Here is a 17883-nt window from a genome sequence, read left to right as displayed (position 1 = left end):
TTTGGCTCAAATATCAGATACGCGTGTGTTCCTGTTCTTTTAGCTTTTCATATTCCCCTAACGCGTCACCGAAAGGATCTTTGTGGTATGCGTTGAAATACTGGAAAGCCAGTGCGATGCCCCATCCCAGTGCAGGCCATACGGGCCAGGGAGTGCCGCTTGTTTTATCACTGTCTGTCAGAAACCATACTGCCCATAGTCCCAGGTTAATCACGAGATAGATGATCAGGTGGGACTTAAATCCTGCCCTGGCTTTTGCGATGCGCCAAAGTCGGTTATCTCTTTCTTGATTTGTTTCCATGGAAGTCAGTTTTAGGTACTAGTGGTTGTACTAAATTTAAAATATTTTATTGGCTTCACGCAGAAAAAACGAAAAAAGAGGGCCTAACGGCTGGCCTTTATATCGAAAGAGATATTTACCTGTGAATTGATGAGTTTGTCCTGTAATGATTTATCTGCGCGGTAGCTGATGCCCCATTCGGTGCGGTCGATGTTAAAATTGGCTATTGCGCTTATGCTGTTGTCTTTGAATATTACCCTGGCAGGGAAGGAGATGTTTTTGGTAACGGATTTAAGGGTCAGGTTCCCTTTGATAATATGGGTAGCATTCCTGAGGGTGAGTTCATCGCCATCAGTGGGATGAAAGGCAGTTACTTCGGTTATTTCAAATGTAGCGGTGGGATATTTTTTTACATCAAAAAACATTTCTCCCTTCAGTTCAGTTTCCAGCTTGCGTTTCATAGCGGAATCGCCTGCCAGGTCGATATCCTGGAGGGAACTCATATTGATGATGAACTGGCCTCCGGTAATGAGACTGTCTTTTAGATACAATGCGCCACCGGCCAGTTTCAGGCTGCCGTGGTGTTTACCGGTGGGCTTTGTACCCACCCATCGTACCACGCTTACGGCGGTATCAGGAAGATAAGCATTGCCGGTGCCGGCCTGCACGGTTTGTGCATCGGTGATCCGGGCCTTATCTGCTTTAGGCGCCTGCTCGCATGCCATGATGCCACAGGTAACAACGAATATTATACATAAGATGCTCTTCATAAATACTTATATGCTTTGAAACAAGCGCCCTTTTAAACGGGCGCTTGTCAGGAAATTGCTCTATTCCGCCAGCTCCCGGTTGCCTACCCACACAAACCTTTTCACAATAAATTCCTGGTTGGTAAAGCTGGCATTACCTGCCGGATTACCGCCCGTAACATGGAAATCGGAAAATGCAGCGTGCTGGTTTACCCAGATAAACCCGGTAAGATTAAAAGATACCGGTGTGAAAACGCTGTTCATTTCTTCTGCTATTTTTTCTTTGGCAGATGGATCTGTGGTATAAGCCCCGCAGGTAATGGCGCCGTATTTCGATGCCATTTGTTTGGCCAGTTGTATACTATGTGCAGTGTCCCTGGTTTTGATGATCAGGATTACCGGTCCGAAAAGTTCTTTCTCATAGATGGCAGTATCGGCGCTGGTTACTTCCAAAATAGTGGGAGCGCATACCCTTGCATTGGAGAATTCTTCATTCACTACCGGGGTGCCTTCCAGGATCACTTTTCCTCCGAGGTGGCGTGCTTCCTGTGCGCGGGTAAGGGTGCTGTCGTTTTGTATGGCGCCCAATGTACCTGCGCCCATCTTCGGATGGTTTACCAGGCCCACTACTGCTTCTTTGAACTTTTGCACCACTTCATTGAAAGGCACCTGGCCATTGGCGGTTTTGATGCCTTGTTCGGGGATGAAAAAGTTTTGCGGCGCAGTACACATCTGCCCGGAATATAAGCTAACAGAAAAGGCAAGGTTCTGAATTACGGCATCGAGGTCGGTTACGCTGTCGAGGATCACCGAGTTAACGCCGGCTTTTTCAGTAAATACTGTTTTGCCCGGAAGTGATTCCACATAATTACCGAAGGCGCTGCCGCCGGTATAATCGATCAGTTTCACGTCGGGGTGTCCGCACAGCTCTTTTGCAATAAGATGATCGGAGCTGTCTGCTGCAAGCTGGCAAAGGTTCGGATCATAGCCGTTATCCTGTAGTGATTGCTGGATGGCGCTCACGGCAATGGCTATAGGCAGCACTGCTTTCGGGTGCGGTTTCACAATCACGGGATTGCCGGTGATCAGGTCGGCATAAACGCCTGGAAGTGTGTTCCACACCGGGAAGGTAGAGCAGCCAATTACTACACCCGGCCCCTTGGGTATTGGTTTAAAAGTTTTGTAGAGTTTGATACTGGTTTTACCCATTGGTTTTTCCCAGGTCAATGTGGGCGGGTATCGCTGCAGTTCGTGATAGCCGGTGGCTACTGCTTCGAGTGCGCGGTCGTTCGCATGCGGACCGGAAGCCTGGAAGCTCATCATAAAGCTCTGGCCGGTAGTGTGCATGGTGGCGTTGGCAATATCAAAAAAGTAGTCCTTTATCCTTTCCAGCGTTTCGGTGAGGATACCGGCTCTTTCGGCTACCGGTACTTTTGCCCAGCTTTTGCCGGCTTCAGTGGCCTTCTTCAGCAGGTCGCCTATAGCAAAAACGGGATAGGTAACGCCCAGCACCTCGCGGGTGTAAGGGGATACTTCTTCTCCGCTCCAGCCGGTTTCGCCGGTTTGCAGTAATTGTTTGAAAGGTTTCCCCAGTAATTGCTGATAGCTCTGTACGCCTTTGGCATGGGCTTCTTCACCGTAAGCTTTGGGATGCTCCGGGTATTGCGAATAGAAGGTTCGTTCGTGGTTCGCCTTTACAGCATTGTCGATAATGTTTTGGTGTTTGTTAACGAGCATATTCAGATTTTGAGATTTACAATTTACGGATTTAGTCATTCAGTTGCTACAGCAACTAATTGACTAAACCGGTAAATCAAAAAATATCTAAATACTAATACCCGGAATTGATCAGCGTAAACCTTCCATCGTTGTAATATTCATCAGGTTTCGGCTTTAATGGATTGCTGCGCTGAAATTTCAGGAAAGCATCATAGTCGGTTTTATGTAATCCTACCCACGCTTTGTAGCTGGCCTGGTTGGCTGACGGGCCAAACAGCCATTGGTTATACGATTCAAACATTCCTTCCCGTAGCAGGCTGCGCTGATAGTCGAAAAGGGCGTACGGATATTTCATACCGTAAAAGTTGTACCAGTCCAGTAAAAAGCGGGTACGTACCATAATTAACACATCAGGATCTATACCACCCGTTACTACACTGATTTGTTTGCCCATACAGGCTTTATATGCTTCTACAAATGCGTTGCTGCCTTTTTTGCCCTTCTTATCCTCTGGGATGGCGCTTTCAAACAGCGAAGGGTCGTTGAATAATTTTTTATAAGATTCCAATACAATATTCCTGATTTCTGCTGTGCGGGTGGTGAAACTTTCCATATTCATGAAGGTTTCGCCGTAGAGTATGCACCACAGCGGATTATTGCTGAAGTCGTATGTTTTGGTGGCATTGTAATAGTTGCCGGGAAACCCGGGATCCTGCTCAATACCTTTGATCCAGCTCCGGAGGGCGCCGTCATACATTTTGAAGTTCATCAGCAGTGTGCCGTTATCGTTGTACAACTCGCCGCTGTTGGGAAACTTTTTGATGGCGCGCTCAAACATGCGTTGTGCCGTTTTCCACTCTTCCCTTCCCACATAAATATTTCCTGCAATCTGGAATACCTGTACGTCTGCTTCTTTGCTGCCAAGTAGTGGCTCAATGATGCTTTTTGCTTTTACAAGGTCTCCTTTCAGGTAATAAGTAAAACCAAGTTGTTTCTTTAATTCAAAATTATCCGGTTCCAGTTGTAACGCCTGGTTCAGTACCAGTATGGCATTGGAATAATCTCCTCCACGAATAAAGCCTGTGGCTGTATTATACAGCTCTTTGGCATCCTGTGCAACTGCAACCTGTGAAAATAAAACTCCCGCAACAAAAAGTGCTTTCAATAAAGAAGACCGTATGTTCATCCCTGTCTGTCGTTTGCTGTAAAAGTAAGGAAAATGGGGTAATGTCCCACAGATCAATCTATGAGACGGGAGATAGAAGGGATATGTTTCTTATATTACTTTATTGCTTTATTTGTTGACGGGAGACTTGTTTGCAGAACAATAATGCAGAGGATGGCAATAATACCGGCGGCGCCCACCCAAACAGGCGAACGTAATGCCTGTTGTACATATGTATTAAATTGATCCTGCAGGATAAATACCAGCAGGGCGGGTATAAGACCGCATAATACCTGCATATAAAAGGTATTACCGAGGTTGCCTGTTTTCAGATATATCCACGACAGCATCAGGGAAAAAGAGGTGGTATATAGCAATGTGTAAGGAGACAGGCTGAAGGCAAAGCTGATAGCAGCTACATTTAAAAGGGCTTTTACCGGGGAATAGTTTTTAAGGAAACTATCCAGGATCACTCCTCTCATCAGGCTTTCCTGGATAAATGGATCAATGAGGAAATAAATAAAGCAATAGAATACCGGTTTTTCCCGGATCAGTAAAAAAACGGAGTCCCATTCCTGCAATGCGCTCAGATGAATCCATTCCTGGACGCCAAATGCAAATAAATAGAGAGAAAACATCAGGAAGGGACCTGTCAGCAATACGGCCACAGAAGGCTTTCTGAAGGGGAGTATATAATCAGGTTCTATTTTCTTTTTCCTGTTGTAGCTGTAAATCAGCATCACCAGTAGCAGGCTGCAATAGATGGGTATTGTGATCAGGCTGCTCAGCAACTTGTCGTTTATAATGCCCGGGTAGGCAAGCGTGGCGGCAATATAAAAAGTGATGAACACTACCAGACTATAAACGGGTATCAGCCATGCGTGCCCCAGTGTGGGATAAAACTTTTTCTTTTCTGCGAGTAAGGGATCATCATCAAAGATAGAGTGGGTGTTGTCAGTTGTTTTCATGGGTTGGGTATAAGGGGGTGATGAAATAAAAAGCTTCCCCGGCGGATAAATCACCGGGGAAGCGTATAGTATATTTAAATAATATGCGTAATCAGTCCATCGCGTAGCTTAGGCTCAAACCAGGTGCTTTTTGGTGGCATTACATTTCCGCTGTCGGCAATGTCAAACAATTGCTGAATGGTTACCGGGAAAAGGGCGAATGCTACTTTCATTTCGCCGCTATCTACGCGTTTCACCAGTTCGTTCAATCCGCGGATACCGCCTACGAAGTCGATGCGTTTATCGGTGCGCTGGTCTTTGATGCCCAGCAGTTTGTCCAGTATGTTATTGGAAAGGATGGTTACATCCAGGATGCCGATGGGATCGGTGGTGTAGGTCCCTTCTTTGGCTACCAGGCGATACCACCTGCCATCGAGGTACATGCTGAATTCATGCAGCATGGAGGGCTGTTGCGGCAGGTGCCCGATTTCTTCCACGGTAAAATCGTAGTCCAGGCGGGAGAGGAGTGCTTCCTTACTCAGGCCGTTAAGATCTTTCACCACGCGGTTATAATCCAGGATGGCCAGCTGGCTGGCCGGGAAAATGGTGGTGAGGAAATAGTTAACGGGGTTATCCACCGAAGTGATCTTCCCTTCTTTTTCAAATGCGGCCTGTACGAGGCTGGCGGAGGCGGCGCGGTGATGGCCGTCGGCGATATAGGTGCAGGGCACTTTTTCGGCGAACAGGGTAGTGATGTCCTGGATGGCAGCGGGAGTATTGATCACCCATATGGTGTGTTGGATGCCATCTTCGGCGGTGAAATCATACACTGGTTTGTTGTGTTCCTGCCAGTGGTCTACCAGGGCGTTTACTTCCGGTACATCGTTGTAGGCGAGGAATACGTTGCCGGTTTGCGCTTTGGTGGTTTTAATATGATTAATGCGGTCCAGTTCTTTATCGGGTCGGGTAAACTCGTGTTTTTTGATGATGCCGTTGTTATAGTCTGATATGGCGGAAACGCATACCAGTCCGGTTTGTGCACGGCCGTTCATCACCAGTTTATAGATATAATAGGCCGCTTGTGGTTCCAGGAAAAGGGTACCTTCCTGAACCATGCGGTGCAGGTTTTCCGCTGCTTTATCATATACCGGCTGACTGTGTGTATCTGTTCCTTCGGGCAGATCTATTTCGGATTTTGAAACATGATAATATGAGTAGGGGTTACCGGATGCCGCTGCTTTGGCTTCTTCCGAGCTGAGTACGTCGTACGGCCTTGCAGCTACTTTTGCTGCCAGATCTTCTGTAGGCCTTAATCCGTTAAAGGGTCTGATAATAGCCATGATGTAGATATGTGTGAGTGGTAAATGTAATAATAAAAAAATTACGGATTACCGCTAACGAATTACGGAGTTGCAGTCAGGGGATCTGTCTGCAACTCCGTAATACAATAAGGATATTTTCTTATGCCTTTTTCAGGGAGAAGTATTTCATGGCTTCCACCATTACTTCAACGCTTTCATATGGCAATGCGTTATACATAGATACGCGGAATCCGCCGGAGAGACGGTGTCCTTTGATACCAACGATATCTTCTTTCTTGCAGAATTTCAGGAATTCTTCTTCCATTTCCGGTTTATCCATGATGAAGCAGGCATTCATTTTACTACGGTCTTCTTTCACTACAGTGCCGCGGAACAGCGGGTTGTGATCGATTTCATCGTAGAGGAGTGCTGCTTTTTTATCATTGATTTTTTCAATGGCCGGGATACCTCCCTGCTCTTTGAGCCAGCGGAGTGTGAGCATGGAAATGTACACAGCGAATACGGGAGGGGTGTTCAGCATAGAACCATTTTCTATGTGGTTCCTGTAATCCAGTATGGCTGGTATTTTGCGCGTTACCTTGCCCAGTATGCTTTTGCGTACAGCTACCATTGTAGCGCCTGCGGCGCCCATGTTTTTCTGTACACCGGCATAGATCAGCGAGTACTTGTTAAAGTCCATGCTGCGGCTCATGATGTCACTGCTCATATCTGCTACCAGGGGTACGTCGGTAACAGGTGTCATTTGCCACTGTGTACCATAGATGGTATTGTTAGTGGTAATGTGCAGATAACTTGCCTTTGGGGGGATGGTGAACTGTTTGGGAATGTGATTGTAGTTGCTTTCTTTGGAGCTCGCCACAACGTCGGCGAAGCCAAACAATTTTGCTTCTTTGATGGCCTTGTTGGACCATACTCCGGTATCCACATATGCGGCAGATTCGCTGCTTTCCAACAGGTTCATTGGCACCTGCATAAACTGCGTGGTGGCTCCGCCATGTAAAAAGAGTACTTCAAAGTCGTCATCAAGCTGCATCAGTTCCCTCACCAGGTTGCGCGCCTCGTCCATCACCGCTATAAACGGTTGCGTTCTGTGGCCAATTTCCAGTATAGACATCCCTGACCCTTCAAAGTCAATCAGAGCTTTACTGGCCTTGTACAATACCTCGTTGGGTAATACAGAAGGACCTGCGTTAAAATTATGCACCTTCATGTTGCGATTCAGATTAAATTCATTTTTTGATCTTTCCACTTTGTTTTGGTTTTTCTAAGGAAACGGAAAAAAAACGGCACGGGTGTTTTAAAACCAGTAAGGCGCGTGGTGTAGGACAGGCTAAAAGATGGTACGGGCAAAGATAAAATTTCTTTTCTAATTATTAAGTATTAGCATAAATATTTTAACCGGCTCATTCCTCCCTCACCGGCAGCTTACCCTCCAGCCATTGACGCTGCAGCAGCTCCATCTCCTGTACCTCCTCCGGGGTAAGGACGGTGTGGTTCAGCTCCTGCAAAGAGGGCTGTCCCGCATTTACCCAGGCGGTATACCAGGCTGCAGCCACGGCGGCTATTGCATTTTTCATCCTTCGTTCAACCATGTCGCCCATCGAAAGCGCGTATGCTTTCGTATAGTCTTCTGCGTAAGTACGGATTAATACCCCATTCCGGTTTTCATATCCGTAACGCCTGCCCGGCGGAAACTTTTCACTAAGCCGCTTTTCGTAAGCCAGTACTGTATCTGCGGCCATTCCGCTTACCCTGATAATGTCCCAGATATATTTACGGGGTTCGGATATATACACGGCTTTTCCGGCCCAGTAATCGAACGTTTTATCTGCCAGTAATTCCGGGATGCGGGATTCCCACAGGCCATGAATGCCTTGCTGGCCGGTAAACTGGCCGTTATGATTGGAGCAAACATGAAGGGGCACGTGTGCATCTGCAATGTAATGCCCCAGTTCAGCGGAGAGCCGGAGGATGCGCTGCTGGTCCTTTTCCCGGAATGCGGCGGTGAGCATGGCCATCATCTTTTCAAGATGCCAGGGCAGAATACCGTTGCGGTTGAGGGAGTCGGCGGAATATTTAGCCACCGCATCGGTCCAGTTGCGGGGAATCTGCGCGTAGGGCGGCTTGTCGAACAGGTCGATATCAATGTAGTGCCGCGCGCCTTCTGCGGCAACTGCGTAGCGGCGCTTATCCGGATCGGTGGCATGCGCCGTGATGTACTCCAGTTGCGGCTTGTAGAGGATCATCATTTCCGGCGGCAGGCAAAATACAGCCAGCCGGTTGATTCGTTGATGCGCAAAAAATCCCCATGCACAAACATCTGTACAGGAAAATATGATTACAGTAAATAATACGGGAATCCGTAGCCAGGTGTGGGTTAACATGTCACTATATTTTTGGGAAGACGAATATAGCGAAAAAAAGTATGCTGATATTTTATCTCCAGGGATAATAAAATATCAGCATTGTTATACAAATAGATAATTTAAGCACGCTTCAACTACGAGGTATCTACGCTTCATCTACGACGCATCCCCGGATCAGATATGTGTAACGCCACCGCTTACGGCAAACTTCATCGCTTCTCCGGCAGAAACGTTGGTGAGTGGTTTAACCCGCTCTTTCGGCACCATAAACACCTTACCGGTAATGGCATAGGCGTGCGGTACATATACTGCCATATATCCCTCGAGGCCCAGGTTGCTGACATCCGTCTGCGTAATGAACCCCATCTCCCAAACATCCACTCCGTATATCTGCACCAGCACCGGATGGTCAAATTTTTTCTTCTCCCCTACAAACGCATCAAAAACATCTTTGATAGAAGTATAGATGTATTTGATAAAAGGCGTACGCTCCAGCAGGTGGTCGAACAAATCAAAGATCCGCCCGATGATAAAGGAGGAGCTGAGATAACCTACCACGATGATCAGCAGCAGTACCAGTGCAAATCCTACTCCTTTGTACTTCAGAAAACTGAAAGAGGCGCCTTCCGGAATCAGCTCTTTCGGAATAATATTATCAATAGTAATAAAGGCCCAGTACAAGGTAAGCGCAGTAATACCAATGGGCGCCAGAATGAGCAATCCCTGAAAGAAGTAACGCAGCAATCTTGATGCAAATACTTTTAATCTAAGCTTTGGCGACATGGTTTGTGATTAGGGCTGCAAATTAGACAATAAAGCTTAAAGGAGGAAGTAAGGGCGGTTAATTGAATGTTGCCACATTTAAAAAAATAATACTGGAAACTTTGGAAGTTTGGAAAGTTTCCATAGTTTTGTCCTGCATAACAACAGGGTTAATGCTGTAAATTTATGGAAGTACAGGAACGTATTATGGACACGGCTTTTGGCCTTTTTCGTCAGTTTGGTACCCGCTCTATTACGATGGATGACATCGCTGAGAGAATGGGGATCTCGAAGAAAACGCTTTACGCCCACTTCACCGATAAGGACGATATGGTTTGCCAAACCATCGGCCGGTTCATAAATATCGTTACCGAAGACTGTATTGAAGACCGGAAAAAATCGAAAGACGCCATTGATGAGTTATTCCTGGTGATGGACATGCTGGATCGCCGCCTGCGCAATATGAACCCTGTCATTCTCCTGGACCTGCAGAAATTTCACTCCAAAGCCTACCAGCTGTTCCTCGACTACCGGAACAATACCCTGGCCACCATGATCCGTGAAAATATGGAAAGAGGCATCAGTGAAAAAGTATACCGGCCCGACATCGACATTAAAATACTGACCCAATACAGGATATACGCTTGTATGATCTGTTTTCAACCGGAAGTGTTCCCTGGCGCCAATGATATGAACAAAGTGCAGAAAGTGTTGCTGGAGAATTTTTTATATGGGGTGGCTTCCGTAAAAGGATACCAGCTTATTGAAGAATATAAACAACTATCGCAAAATAAATAACACTATGCTATCAATCAAAAGGCTCACCAGTATGGCTTTTGGGGTGTGGCTGTTGTCGCTGGCCACCATCGCCGGCGCCCAGCAGCAGGTTTCGCCTGAACCCATCCGTTTGTCTGCCAAAGAAGCGGTAGACTACGCACTGGCTAATCAGAGCACCGTTAAAACCGCTAAACTGGACGAACTCATCCAGCTGGCCAAGAACAAGGAGGTGAGCGGTTTGGCATTGCCCAACATCGCTGGTACCGGTTCTTACCAGTACAACCCGATTCTCCAGAAACAGATGTTTAGTACAGCGAACTTTGGCGGACCCAAAGATTCCTTTAGCGTAGTTTCCTTCCAGCTGACCCATAATATGGTCGGTGAAGTGAGACTTACACAAACGCTCTTCGATCCCAGCGTACTCGTAGCTTTACAGGCCCGTAAAACACTGGAAGAACTCGTATCACAAGGCGTGACAAAAGCGGAAATAGATGTAAAATCCACCGTGTACAAGGCCTATTACAATGTACTGTCGGCCAACAAGGCTTTGACCATCCTTTCCGAAAACATCAGTTCCCTGGAAAAGATCCTCAATGAAACCAAAGAGATCTATAAAAACGGCCTCGCGGAAAAACTGGATGTAGACCGCCTGGTGGTGCAATACACCAACCTGCAAACAGAACAAACCAAACTCCGTAACCTGATTGAAATTGGTACCGCTTCGCTGAAATACCAGATGGGCATGCCACTGAAACAGGCTATAACGTTAACGGATACACTTTCTACAGAAAGGATTGCTGCAGATGTGCTGGACATGGATAAATTCGACTACTCACAGCGGATAGAATACCAGTTGCTGCAAACGCAAAAGAAAGCAAATGAATATGATCTGAAAAGATATAAGCTGAAAGGTTTACCCTCCCTGCAGCTGTTCGGTTCTACCGGCGCACTCCGGGGTAGCGAAAAGCTTGATTACTTCCAGAACCAGATGTGGTACGGTTATGTAAACACAGGACTGAACCTCTCTGTTCCTATTTTCAGTGGGATGCAGCGCAAACGCCAGGTAGACCAGGCATGGCTGGCAGTAAAGAAAAGTGAAGTGGCCATTGAAAACGCAAAGCTGGGCATCGACCTGGAAAGGGAACAATCGTACTCCACTTTCCGCAACAACGTACTCACGCTGGAAGCACAGGAGAAAAACATGGAGCTGGCGCAGGACGTGTATAACACCACCCAGATCAAATACAGGGAGGGCGTAGGTTCCAGCCTGGAAATGACCACCGCTGAAAACGATCTGCTCACTGCACAGAATAATTATTTCACTGCATTGTTTAACGCTATTGTAGCCAAAGTAGATCTGCTGAAATCGTACGGCAAACTATAAGCTTCATTATTTCAATCACCATTCACTACTAACTATATGATCAAAAAATATTCTTTCCTGATCCCTTTTATTACCCTGGTGCTCGCAGCCTGCGGTGGTGGAAATAAAGCTGAACAGCTGGAGAAGCTGAAACAGGAGAAAGTAAAATATAACGAAGACATCGACAAAAAAATAGCCGCGCTGGAAAAAGAAGTGGGTGTGAAAGATACCACGGCGCAGAAAATGAAAGATGTAACCGTAACCGCTATCACGGATACCATATTTGAACATTATATAGATGTACAGGGAAGTGTGGACGCCCGTGAAAACGTAAACGTTTCCGCCCGCGTACCGGGAGTAATTACCAACATTTTTGTAAGAGAAGGACAGGCAGTAAAACAGGGACAAACACTGGCCCAGGTAGACGACCAGGTGCTGAGAGCCAACATGGCCGAACTCCGCACCCAGATGGATCTGGCTAACACCCTGTTTGAAAAACAGAAAAACCTGTGGTCACAGAAAATAGGTTCTGAAGTACAGTATCTCAACGCCAAAAACCAAAAGGAAAGCCTGGAAAGGAAGATGGCTACCCTGCAGGATCAGCAATCGCAAACCCGCATCATTGCACCTATCAGCGGTACCGTAGATGCGGTAATTGCTAAAGTAGGCGACAATGCAGCACCGGGCGCACCTGCCTTCCGCGTGGTAAACGCCAACAACCTGAAAGTAACTGCCAACGTAGCAGAAGCTTACGCCGGTTTGCTGAAATCAGGTGATGCAGTGATCTTGTCTTTCCCGGATATTAACCGTGAAATACGCAGTACTATTGGTTTTGCTTCCAGGACTATTGATCCGCTGAGCCGCACCATCAAAGTTGAAGTGCCGCTGAAACCCGACGCAGGCCTGCGTCCTAACATGATTGCCCGCATCAGGATCGTAGATTATACCGCTAAAAACGCGGTAGTGATCCCGGTAAGCGTGATCCAGTACACCTCCGGAAAACCATATGTAATGGTAGCGCAGAATGCCAACGGTAAAATGGTGGCACAACGCAAAACAATAGATATGGGCCGCACATACAACGATAAGGCTGAAATAAAGAGTGGTTTGACAACAGGTGATAAAATTATCACCACCGGTTTTCAGGGGTTGAACGATAACGACCTGATTAAATTATAAAGCTGATTCAAACAGCTAAAACCAAGTGTATGCAAGACAATCTCCATAAAGAATTTAAGCCTACCAGCTGGTCCATTGATAATAAGGTGAGCGTATACGTAGCCACCATTATCATTGCATTGGCAGGTATACTTTCCTATATTAACCTGCCGAAGGAACAGTTCCCCGAGGTAGTGTTCCCGCAGTTCTATATCAATACCATCAACGCCGGTACTTCCCCGGAAGATATGGAAACAACGGTAACCAAACCGATAGAAAAACAATTAAACGGCATCTCCGGTGTAAAGAAGATCAAGAGCACTTCCATGCAGGATTTCTCTGCGATCACCATCGAGTTCAATGCCAATGAAGATATTGAAGCTGCCCGTCAGCAGGTGCGTGAAAAAGTAGATGATGCGAAGAAAGATCTGCCGAAGGACCTGACCCAGGAACCACAGATTGTGAAGATAGATGTGTCGCAGATTCCTATCATGAACGTAAACCTTTCCGGCGACTTCGATCTGCAAACACTGAAAAAGTATGCAGATGACATGAAAGACCGGATTGAAGCGCTGAATGAAATTACCCGTGTAGACCTCGTAGGTGAACTGGAACGCGAAATCCAGATCAACGTGGACAAATACAAAATGGACGCGGCGCAGATCAGCTTCGAAGATATCATCGGCGCCATCCAGGGAGAAAACATCACCATCTCCGGTGGTCTTGTTGCGATGGATGGTCAGAAACGTACCCTGAGTGTAAAGGGAGAATATAAAGACCCGGCAAGAATAGGCAACATCATTGTACGCGGCCAGTCCGGTGCCACAGTATACCTGAAAGATATAGCCAACGTGGTAGATGGTTTCCTGGAACAGGAAAGCTATGCACGCCTCGGCGGTAAAAATGTAATCACCCTCAACGTTATTAAACAGAGTGGTAAAAACCTGATCGACGCATCCGATAAAATCCAGGCGATTACAAAAGACATGAAGGAAAATTACTTCCCTAAAAACCTGGAAGTAACCATCACGGCAGATCAATCTAAATCTACCCGTGTAACCCTGCATGACCTGATCAATACCATCATTATCGGCTTCCTGCTGGTAACAGTGATCCTCATGTTTTTCATGGGAGCGGTGAACGCGATCTTCGTGGCATTATCCGTACCTATTTCCATGTTCATTGCATTTTTACTGATGCCGATGTACGGGTTTACGCTAAACATGATGGTGCTGTTCTCCTTCCTGCTGGCATTAGGTATTGTGGTGGATGATGCCATTGTGGTGATAGAAAACGTACACCGTATTTATAACCAGCGAAAGGACCTGGGCATTGTGAAGGCAGCAAAGATAGCTGCGGGAGAAGTGTTCCTGCCGGTATTTTCCGGTACCCTTACGGTATTGGCGCCGTTTGTGCCACTACTGTTCTGGCCTGGTGTGATCGGTAAGTTCATGTTCTATCTGCCGGTTACACTGATCACTACACTGGGTGCATCCCTGGTGGTGGCCTATATCATTAACCCGGTGTTTGCGGTGGATTTCATGGACAGGCACGAAGGGGAAAATCATCCCAAGCCTAAGTTTGATAAGAAATTCACGATCCTCTCCGCCGTGTTTGCCTTCCTGGCCCTGGTGGGTTATGCCAATGGCAGCATGGGTGTGGGCAACTTTGTGGTATTCCTTTACCTGGTGATTGTACTGGAACGTTTCTGGTTAGGTGGCGTGGCACGCCGCTTCCAGCACGGATTCTGGCCCAAAGTGCAGGATCGTTACAAACGCATATTGCAGTGGTGTTTGCTGGGATGGCGCCCGGTATGGATTGTGGTGGCCACGTTTGGATTGCTGATCTTCAGTATTATGCTAACGGCTATACGAAATCCGAAAGTGGTGTTCTTCCCGCAGGCAGATCCCAACTTCATCTATACTTATATAGAGTTACCCAATGGTACTGATCAGAAGTATACCGATTCTATCACCAACCTGGTAGAAAAGCGTATCACTAAGGTAGTGGGTGAAAAGAACCCGATAGTGGAATCTATTATTTCCAATGTGGCCAAAGGCGCCGGCGATCCTTCACAGATGGATCTCAGCGTGCAGCCGCAGAAAGGTAAAGTAACGGTAGCCTTTGTGGAATTTGGTGCGAGAGATGGGCAGTCGACCGTACAATATCTTGATAAAATCCGTAACGCGGTAAAAGGTATCCCGGGTACCAATATCACGGTAGAGCAGGAGCAGGGTGGTCCGCCAACCGGTAAGCCTATCAATATTGAAATCAGCGGCGATAATTTTGATGAGCTGACCAGTTCTTCGTTCAGACTTAAACGTTATCTCGATTCCCTGCAGATTGCGGGTGTGGAGGAACTGAAGAGCGATTTTGAAGATAATAAACCGGAGATCGTGGTGAATATTGACCGTGAGCGGGCGAATGCAGAAGGTATTTCCACCCGTCAGATTGGTGGCGCCCTCCGTACAGCGCTGTTTGGATTTGAGGCTTCCAAGATCCGTGATGCGAAGGATGAGTATAAGATTATGGTAAGATTAAATGAGGATCAGCGGAATAATATCAATAACCTGATGAACCTCAACCTGGTATACCGCGACATGAATATGGGCGGGGCAATACGCCAGGTGCCATTGTCGGCGGTAGCGGATATTCATTATTCCAATACTTATGCGGGTATTAAGCGTATCGACCAGAAACGCGTAATTACCCTGTATTCCAACATCTTAACCGGTGCGAATGCGAATGAAGTGGTGCAGCATATTGAAACATCCCTGAAGGACTTTACCCATCCGAATTCTGTGACTATTAAGATGACCGGTGAGCAGGAAGACCAACAGGAAACCATGAACTTCCTGATGATGGCGATGCTGGGTGCATTTGGGCTGATCCTGATGATCATGGTGACCCAGTTTAACTCCATCGGCCGCCCGATGATCATCTTTATGGAGATCCTGTTCAGTATTATAGGCGTGTTCCTGGGCTTCTCCATCTTTAAAATGGATATTTCCATTGTAATGACGGGTGTGGGTATTATGGCCCTGGCGGGTATTGTGGTACGTAATGGTATTGTACTGGTAGAGTTCACGGATTTATTAATCCAGCAGAAGATGCCGGTATATGAAGCGGTGGTGGAAGCGGGTCGTACCCGTATGACGCCGGTAATATTAACGGCTATTGCTGCTATTTTGGGTCTTATCCCGCTGGCAGTGGGCTTTAACATCGACTTTGCCGCGTTGTTCAGTGAGTTTAAGCCGCATATCTTCTTTGGTGGGGATAACGTGGCGTTCTGGGGCCCGCTGGCCTGGACAATGGTGTACGGGTTGATTTTTGCGACCTTCCTGACCCTGGTACTGGTGCCGGTGATGTACGCGATGAACAAGCGTTCCATTGACGTGCTGGATAGGTTTAACATGCCACGGTGGCTGAAGTACGTGCCTTTCCTGGTGCTGATCATCAAAGCGGTGTTCATGAAACGGGATGAGGTGAGGAAAATGCACGATCCGAAGTACCTGTCGCCAAAACCATATGATTTCTTCCCGGAGCCGGAGGTTGCTGAAGAGGAGCCGGTATTGGGGAAGAAGAAAGTGGATGGTATCTCCGTTAATTAAGTTTTTTTCAATACAGTGTAACAGTTGTAGGTTAACAGTCTCCGTCCCGATTCTTCGGGACGGATTTTTTTCGTATATTACGGCCGGAAGGACTTTTTTTCTTTCATTAACAAATTTTAACATTTGGAATGAGTGGCATTTGGAAAGCCTTTATTACTTTTGACCCCTCAGACAGTTGTTGACACGTTACTAGCCATATACAGCCTTAGCCTTATATGCCATATGATAAAATAAGAAATAATATATAATAAGAGACGCCTGTTTTGAACAGTTAGGGCATTTAGCCTGTAATAATCAGTAAGTAGAGAAATAAGATAATCAGCACAGCTTTCTTGACAATAGCAGCACCGCCATTAAAAGAATACTAAGGCGAAAGATTGGAAGACCATGGAGTATGTAGCATCATTAGCGTTTGCTAAGGAGAAGGACCAACAGGATCCCTTAAACAAATTCAGAGACCAGTTTTATTTTCCACAACGTAACGGAAAGGATGCTATTTATTTATGTGGCAACTCGCTCGGATTACAGTCAAAGAATGTGAAATCGGCGATAGAACAGGAGTTGGCGGATTGGCAGCAATGTGCGGTAGAGGGGTATTGGGAGGCTAAGAATCCATGGTTATATTATCAGCAGTATTGCAGTAAGCCTTTAACGGCGATTTTGGGTGCGAGTCAGCAGGAGCTGACGGTGATGAATACGCTGACGGTGAATCTGCATTTGATGATGCTTAGTTTTTACCGGCCAAACAAACAGCGGTTTAAAGTGTTAATGGAAGCAGGAGCTTTTCCGAGCGATCAGTACGCAGTTGAAACCCAGGTAAAGTTCCACGGCTACGATCCGGAAAGTGCCATCATAGAAGTTTCCCCGCGACCCGGAGAACATTTGATAAGATTGGAAGATATTTTAGAGATTATTAACACAGAAAGTGATAGCTTAGCATTGGTTTTGTTTGGAGGTATAAACTATTATACCGGACAGTTTTTTGATATACCCGCTATAACAGCAGCTGCGCATAAGGCCGGCGCTTACGCAGGTTTCGACCTGGCACACGTAGCAGGAAATATACCGGTAGAATTGCACAATTGGGAAGTAGATTTTGCCGTTTGGTGCTCATATAAGTACCTGAATGGTGGTCCCGGCGCAGTAGGAGGCGCATTTGTGCATGAGAAACACGCCAGCAACCGTAATTTTCTTAGACTAGGTGGCTGGTGGGGCAATGAAGAGAGTGCACGTTTTAAAATGGAAAAAGGGTTTGTGCCTAAAAAAGAAGCTGAAGGATGGCAACAGAGCACCGCTCAGGTGTTTAATATGGTTAGCCTGAAAGCATCCCTGGAATTATTTGAAGCGGCCGGTATCGGCGCTTTACGTATCAAAAGTGAAGGAATGACCAATTATCTTGAATTTCTTTTGCAACAGTTAAAAGGCATAAATTTCCAGATTATAACACCGAAAAATTGTAATGAACGCGGCGCTCAGTTATCTTTGTTGTTCCTAGACAAAGGTAAAGAGATACATCAACGGATGACCGATGCCGGTATAATCGTTGACTGGAGAGAGCCCGGAGTTATCAGGGTATCACCGGCACCCTTATATAACTCCTATCAGGACGTATTTCATTTTTATGAAATCATAGCTAATATTGCTTCAAACGCTTAATTAAGTAA

Annotated in this window: 14 protein-coding genes; 5 read left to right on the top strand and 9 right to left on the bottom strand. The window is 46.5% G+C overall.

The window, feature by feature from the left end; genetic code table 11:
• Positions 1-13: 13 nt before the first annotated feature.
• From PV783_RS01080 to PV783_RS01040, 9 genes are all read right to left on the bottom strand, one after another.
• A complete protein-coding gene (locus PV783_RS01080) occupies positions 14-301 on the bottom strand; it encodes a 2TM domain-containing protein (RefSeq protein WP_079471094.1) in 288 nt (95 codons plus the stop codon).
• Between the two features lie 83 nt (positions 302-384).
• Entirely contained in the window at positions 385-1050 is a 666-nt protein-coding gene (locus tag PV783_RS01075) for a YceI family protein (protein WP_420986897.1), read from the bottom strand.
• 60 nt (positions 1051-1110) lie between these two features.
• Positions 1111-2766 (bottom strand): phenylacetic acid degradation protein PaaN, encoded by a 1656-nt coding sequence (gene paaN / locus PV783_RS01070; protein ID WP_420986896.1) that lies wholly within the window; start codon positions 2764-2766, stop codon positions 1111-1113.
• Positions 2767-2860: 94 nt separating this feature from the next.
• On the bottom strand, positions 2861-3934 hold the full coding sequence (locus PV783_RS01065) for a tetratricopeptide repeat protein (RefSeq protein ID WP_079471091.1): 1074 nt from the start codon (positions 3932-3934) through the stop codon (positions 2861-2863).
• Between the two features lie 95 nt (positions 3935-4029).
• Complete coding sequence (locus PV783_RS01060) at positions 4030-4881, bottom strand: CPBP family intramembrane glutamic endopeptidase (protein WP_420986895.1); 852 nt, start codon at positions 4879-4881, stop codon at positions 4030-4032.
• Positions 4882-4955: 74 nt separating this feature from the next.
• The gene (locus PV783_RS01055) at positions 4956-6200 is read right to left on the bottom strand and encodes a DUF1015 domain-containing protein (RefSeq protein ID WP_420986894.1); all 1245 of its coding nucleotides are present in this window, start codon (positions 6198-6200) and stop codon (positions 4956-4958) included.
• A gap of 121 nt (positions 6201-6321) precedes the next feature.
• Positions 6322-7392 carry a 3-phosphoserine/phosphohydroxythreonine transaminase gene (gene serC / locus PV783_RS01050; protein ID WP_079471088.1) on the bottom strand — a complete coding sequence of 357 codons (1071 nt, stop codon included), beginning with the start codon at positions 7390-7392 and terminating at the stop codon, positions 6322-6324.
• 193 nt (positions 7393-7585) lie between these two features.
• Positions 7586-8566, bottom strand: coding sequence for a zinc dependent phospholipase C family protein (locus PV783_RS01045; protein WP_420986893.1), 981 nt, complete (start codon positions 8564-8566; stop codon positions 7586-7588).
• A 156-nt stretch (positions 8567-8722) separates the two neighbouring features.
• On the bottom strand, positions 8723-9331 hold the full coding sequence (locus PV783_RS01040) for a DUF502 domain-containing protein (RefSeq protein WP_079471087.1): 609 nt from the start codon (positions 9329-9331) through the stop codon (positions 8723-8725).
• 165 nt (positions 9332-9496) lie between these two features.
• Between PV783_RS01040 and PV783_RS01035 the strand changes: the two genes are divergently transcribed.
• The 5 genes from PV783_RS01035 to kynU all read left to right on the top strand — a co-directional run bounded on the left by PV783_RS01035 (position 9497) and on the right by kynU (position 17875).
• Positions 9497-10108, top strand: a complete 612-nt coding sequence (locus PV783_RS01035; RefSeq protein ID WP_111579892.1) for a TetR/AcrR family transcriptional regulator — start codon at positions 9497-9499, stop codon at positions 10106-10108.
• A gap of 4 nt (positions 10109-10112) precedes the next feature.
• Positions 10113-11471 carry a TolC family protein gene (locus PV783_RS01030; RefSeq protein WP_079471085.1) on the top strand — a complete coding sequence of 453 codons (1359 nt, stop codon included), beginning with the start codon at positions 10113-10115 and terminating at the stop codon, positions 11469-11471.
• Positions 11472-11507: 36 nt separating this feature from the next.
• On the top strand, positions 11508-12629 hold the full coding sequence (locus PV783_RS01025; RefSeq protein ID WP_420986892.1) for an efflux RND transporter periplasmic adaptor subunit: 1122 nt from the start codon (positions 11508-11510) through the stop codon (positions 12627-12629).
• A 29-nt stretch (positions 12630-12658) separates the two neighbouring features.
• Entirely contained in the window at positions 12659-16219 is a 3561-nt protein-coding gene (locus tag PV783_RS01020) for an efflux RND transporter permease subunit (protein WP_336388997.1), read from the top strand.
• Between the two features lie 387 nt (positions 16220-16606).
• Complete coding sequence (gene kynU, locus PV783_RS01015; protein WP_079471082.1) at positions 16607-17875, top strand: kynureninase; 1269 nt, start codon at positions 16607-16609, stop codon at positions 17873-17875.
• Positions 17876-17883: the final 8 nt, after the last annotated feature.

The organism is Chitinophaga sp. CC14 (assembly GCF_048957795.1).
Lineage (GTDB): Bacteria > Bacteroidota > Bacteroidia > Chitinophagales > Chitinophagaceae > Chitinophaga > Chitinophaga ginsengisegetis.
This window is presented reverse-complemented; position numbering and strand designations above follow the sequence as displayed.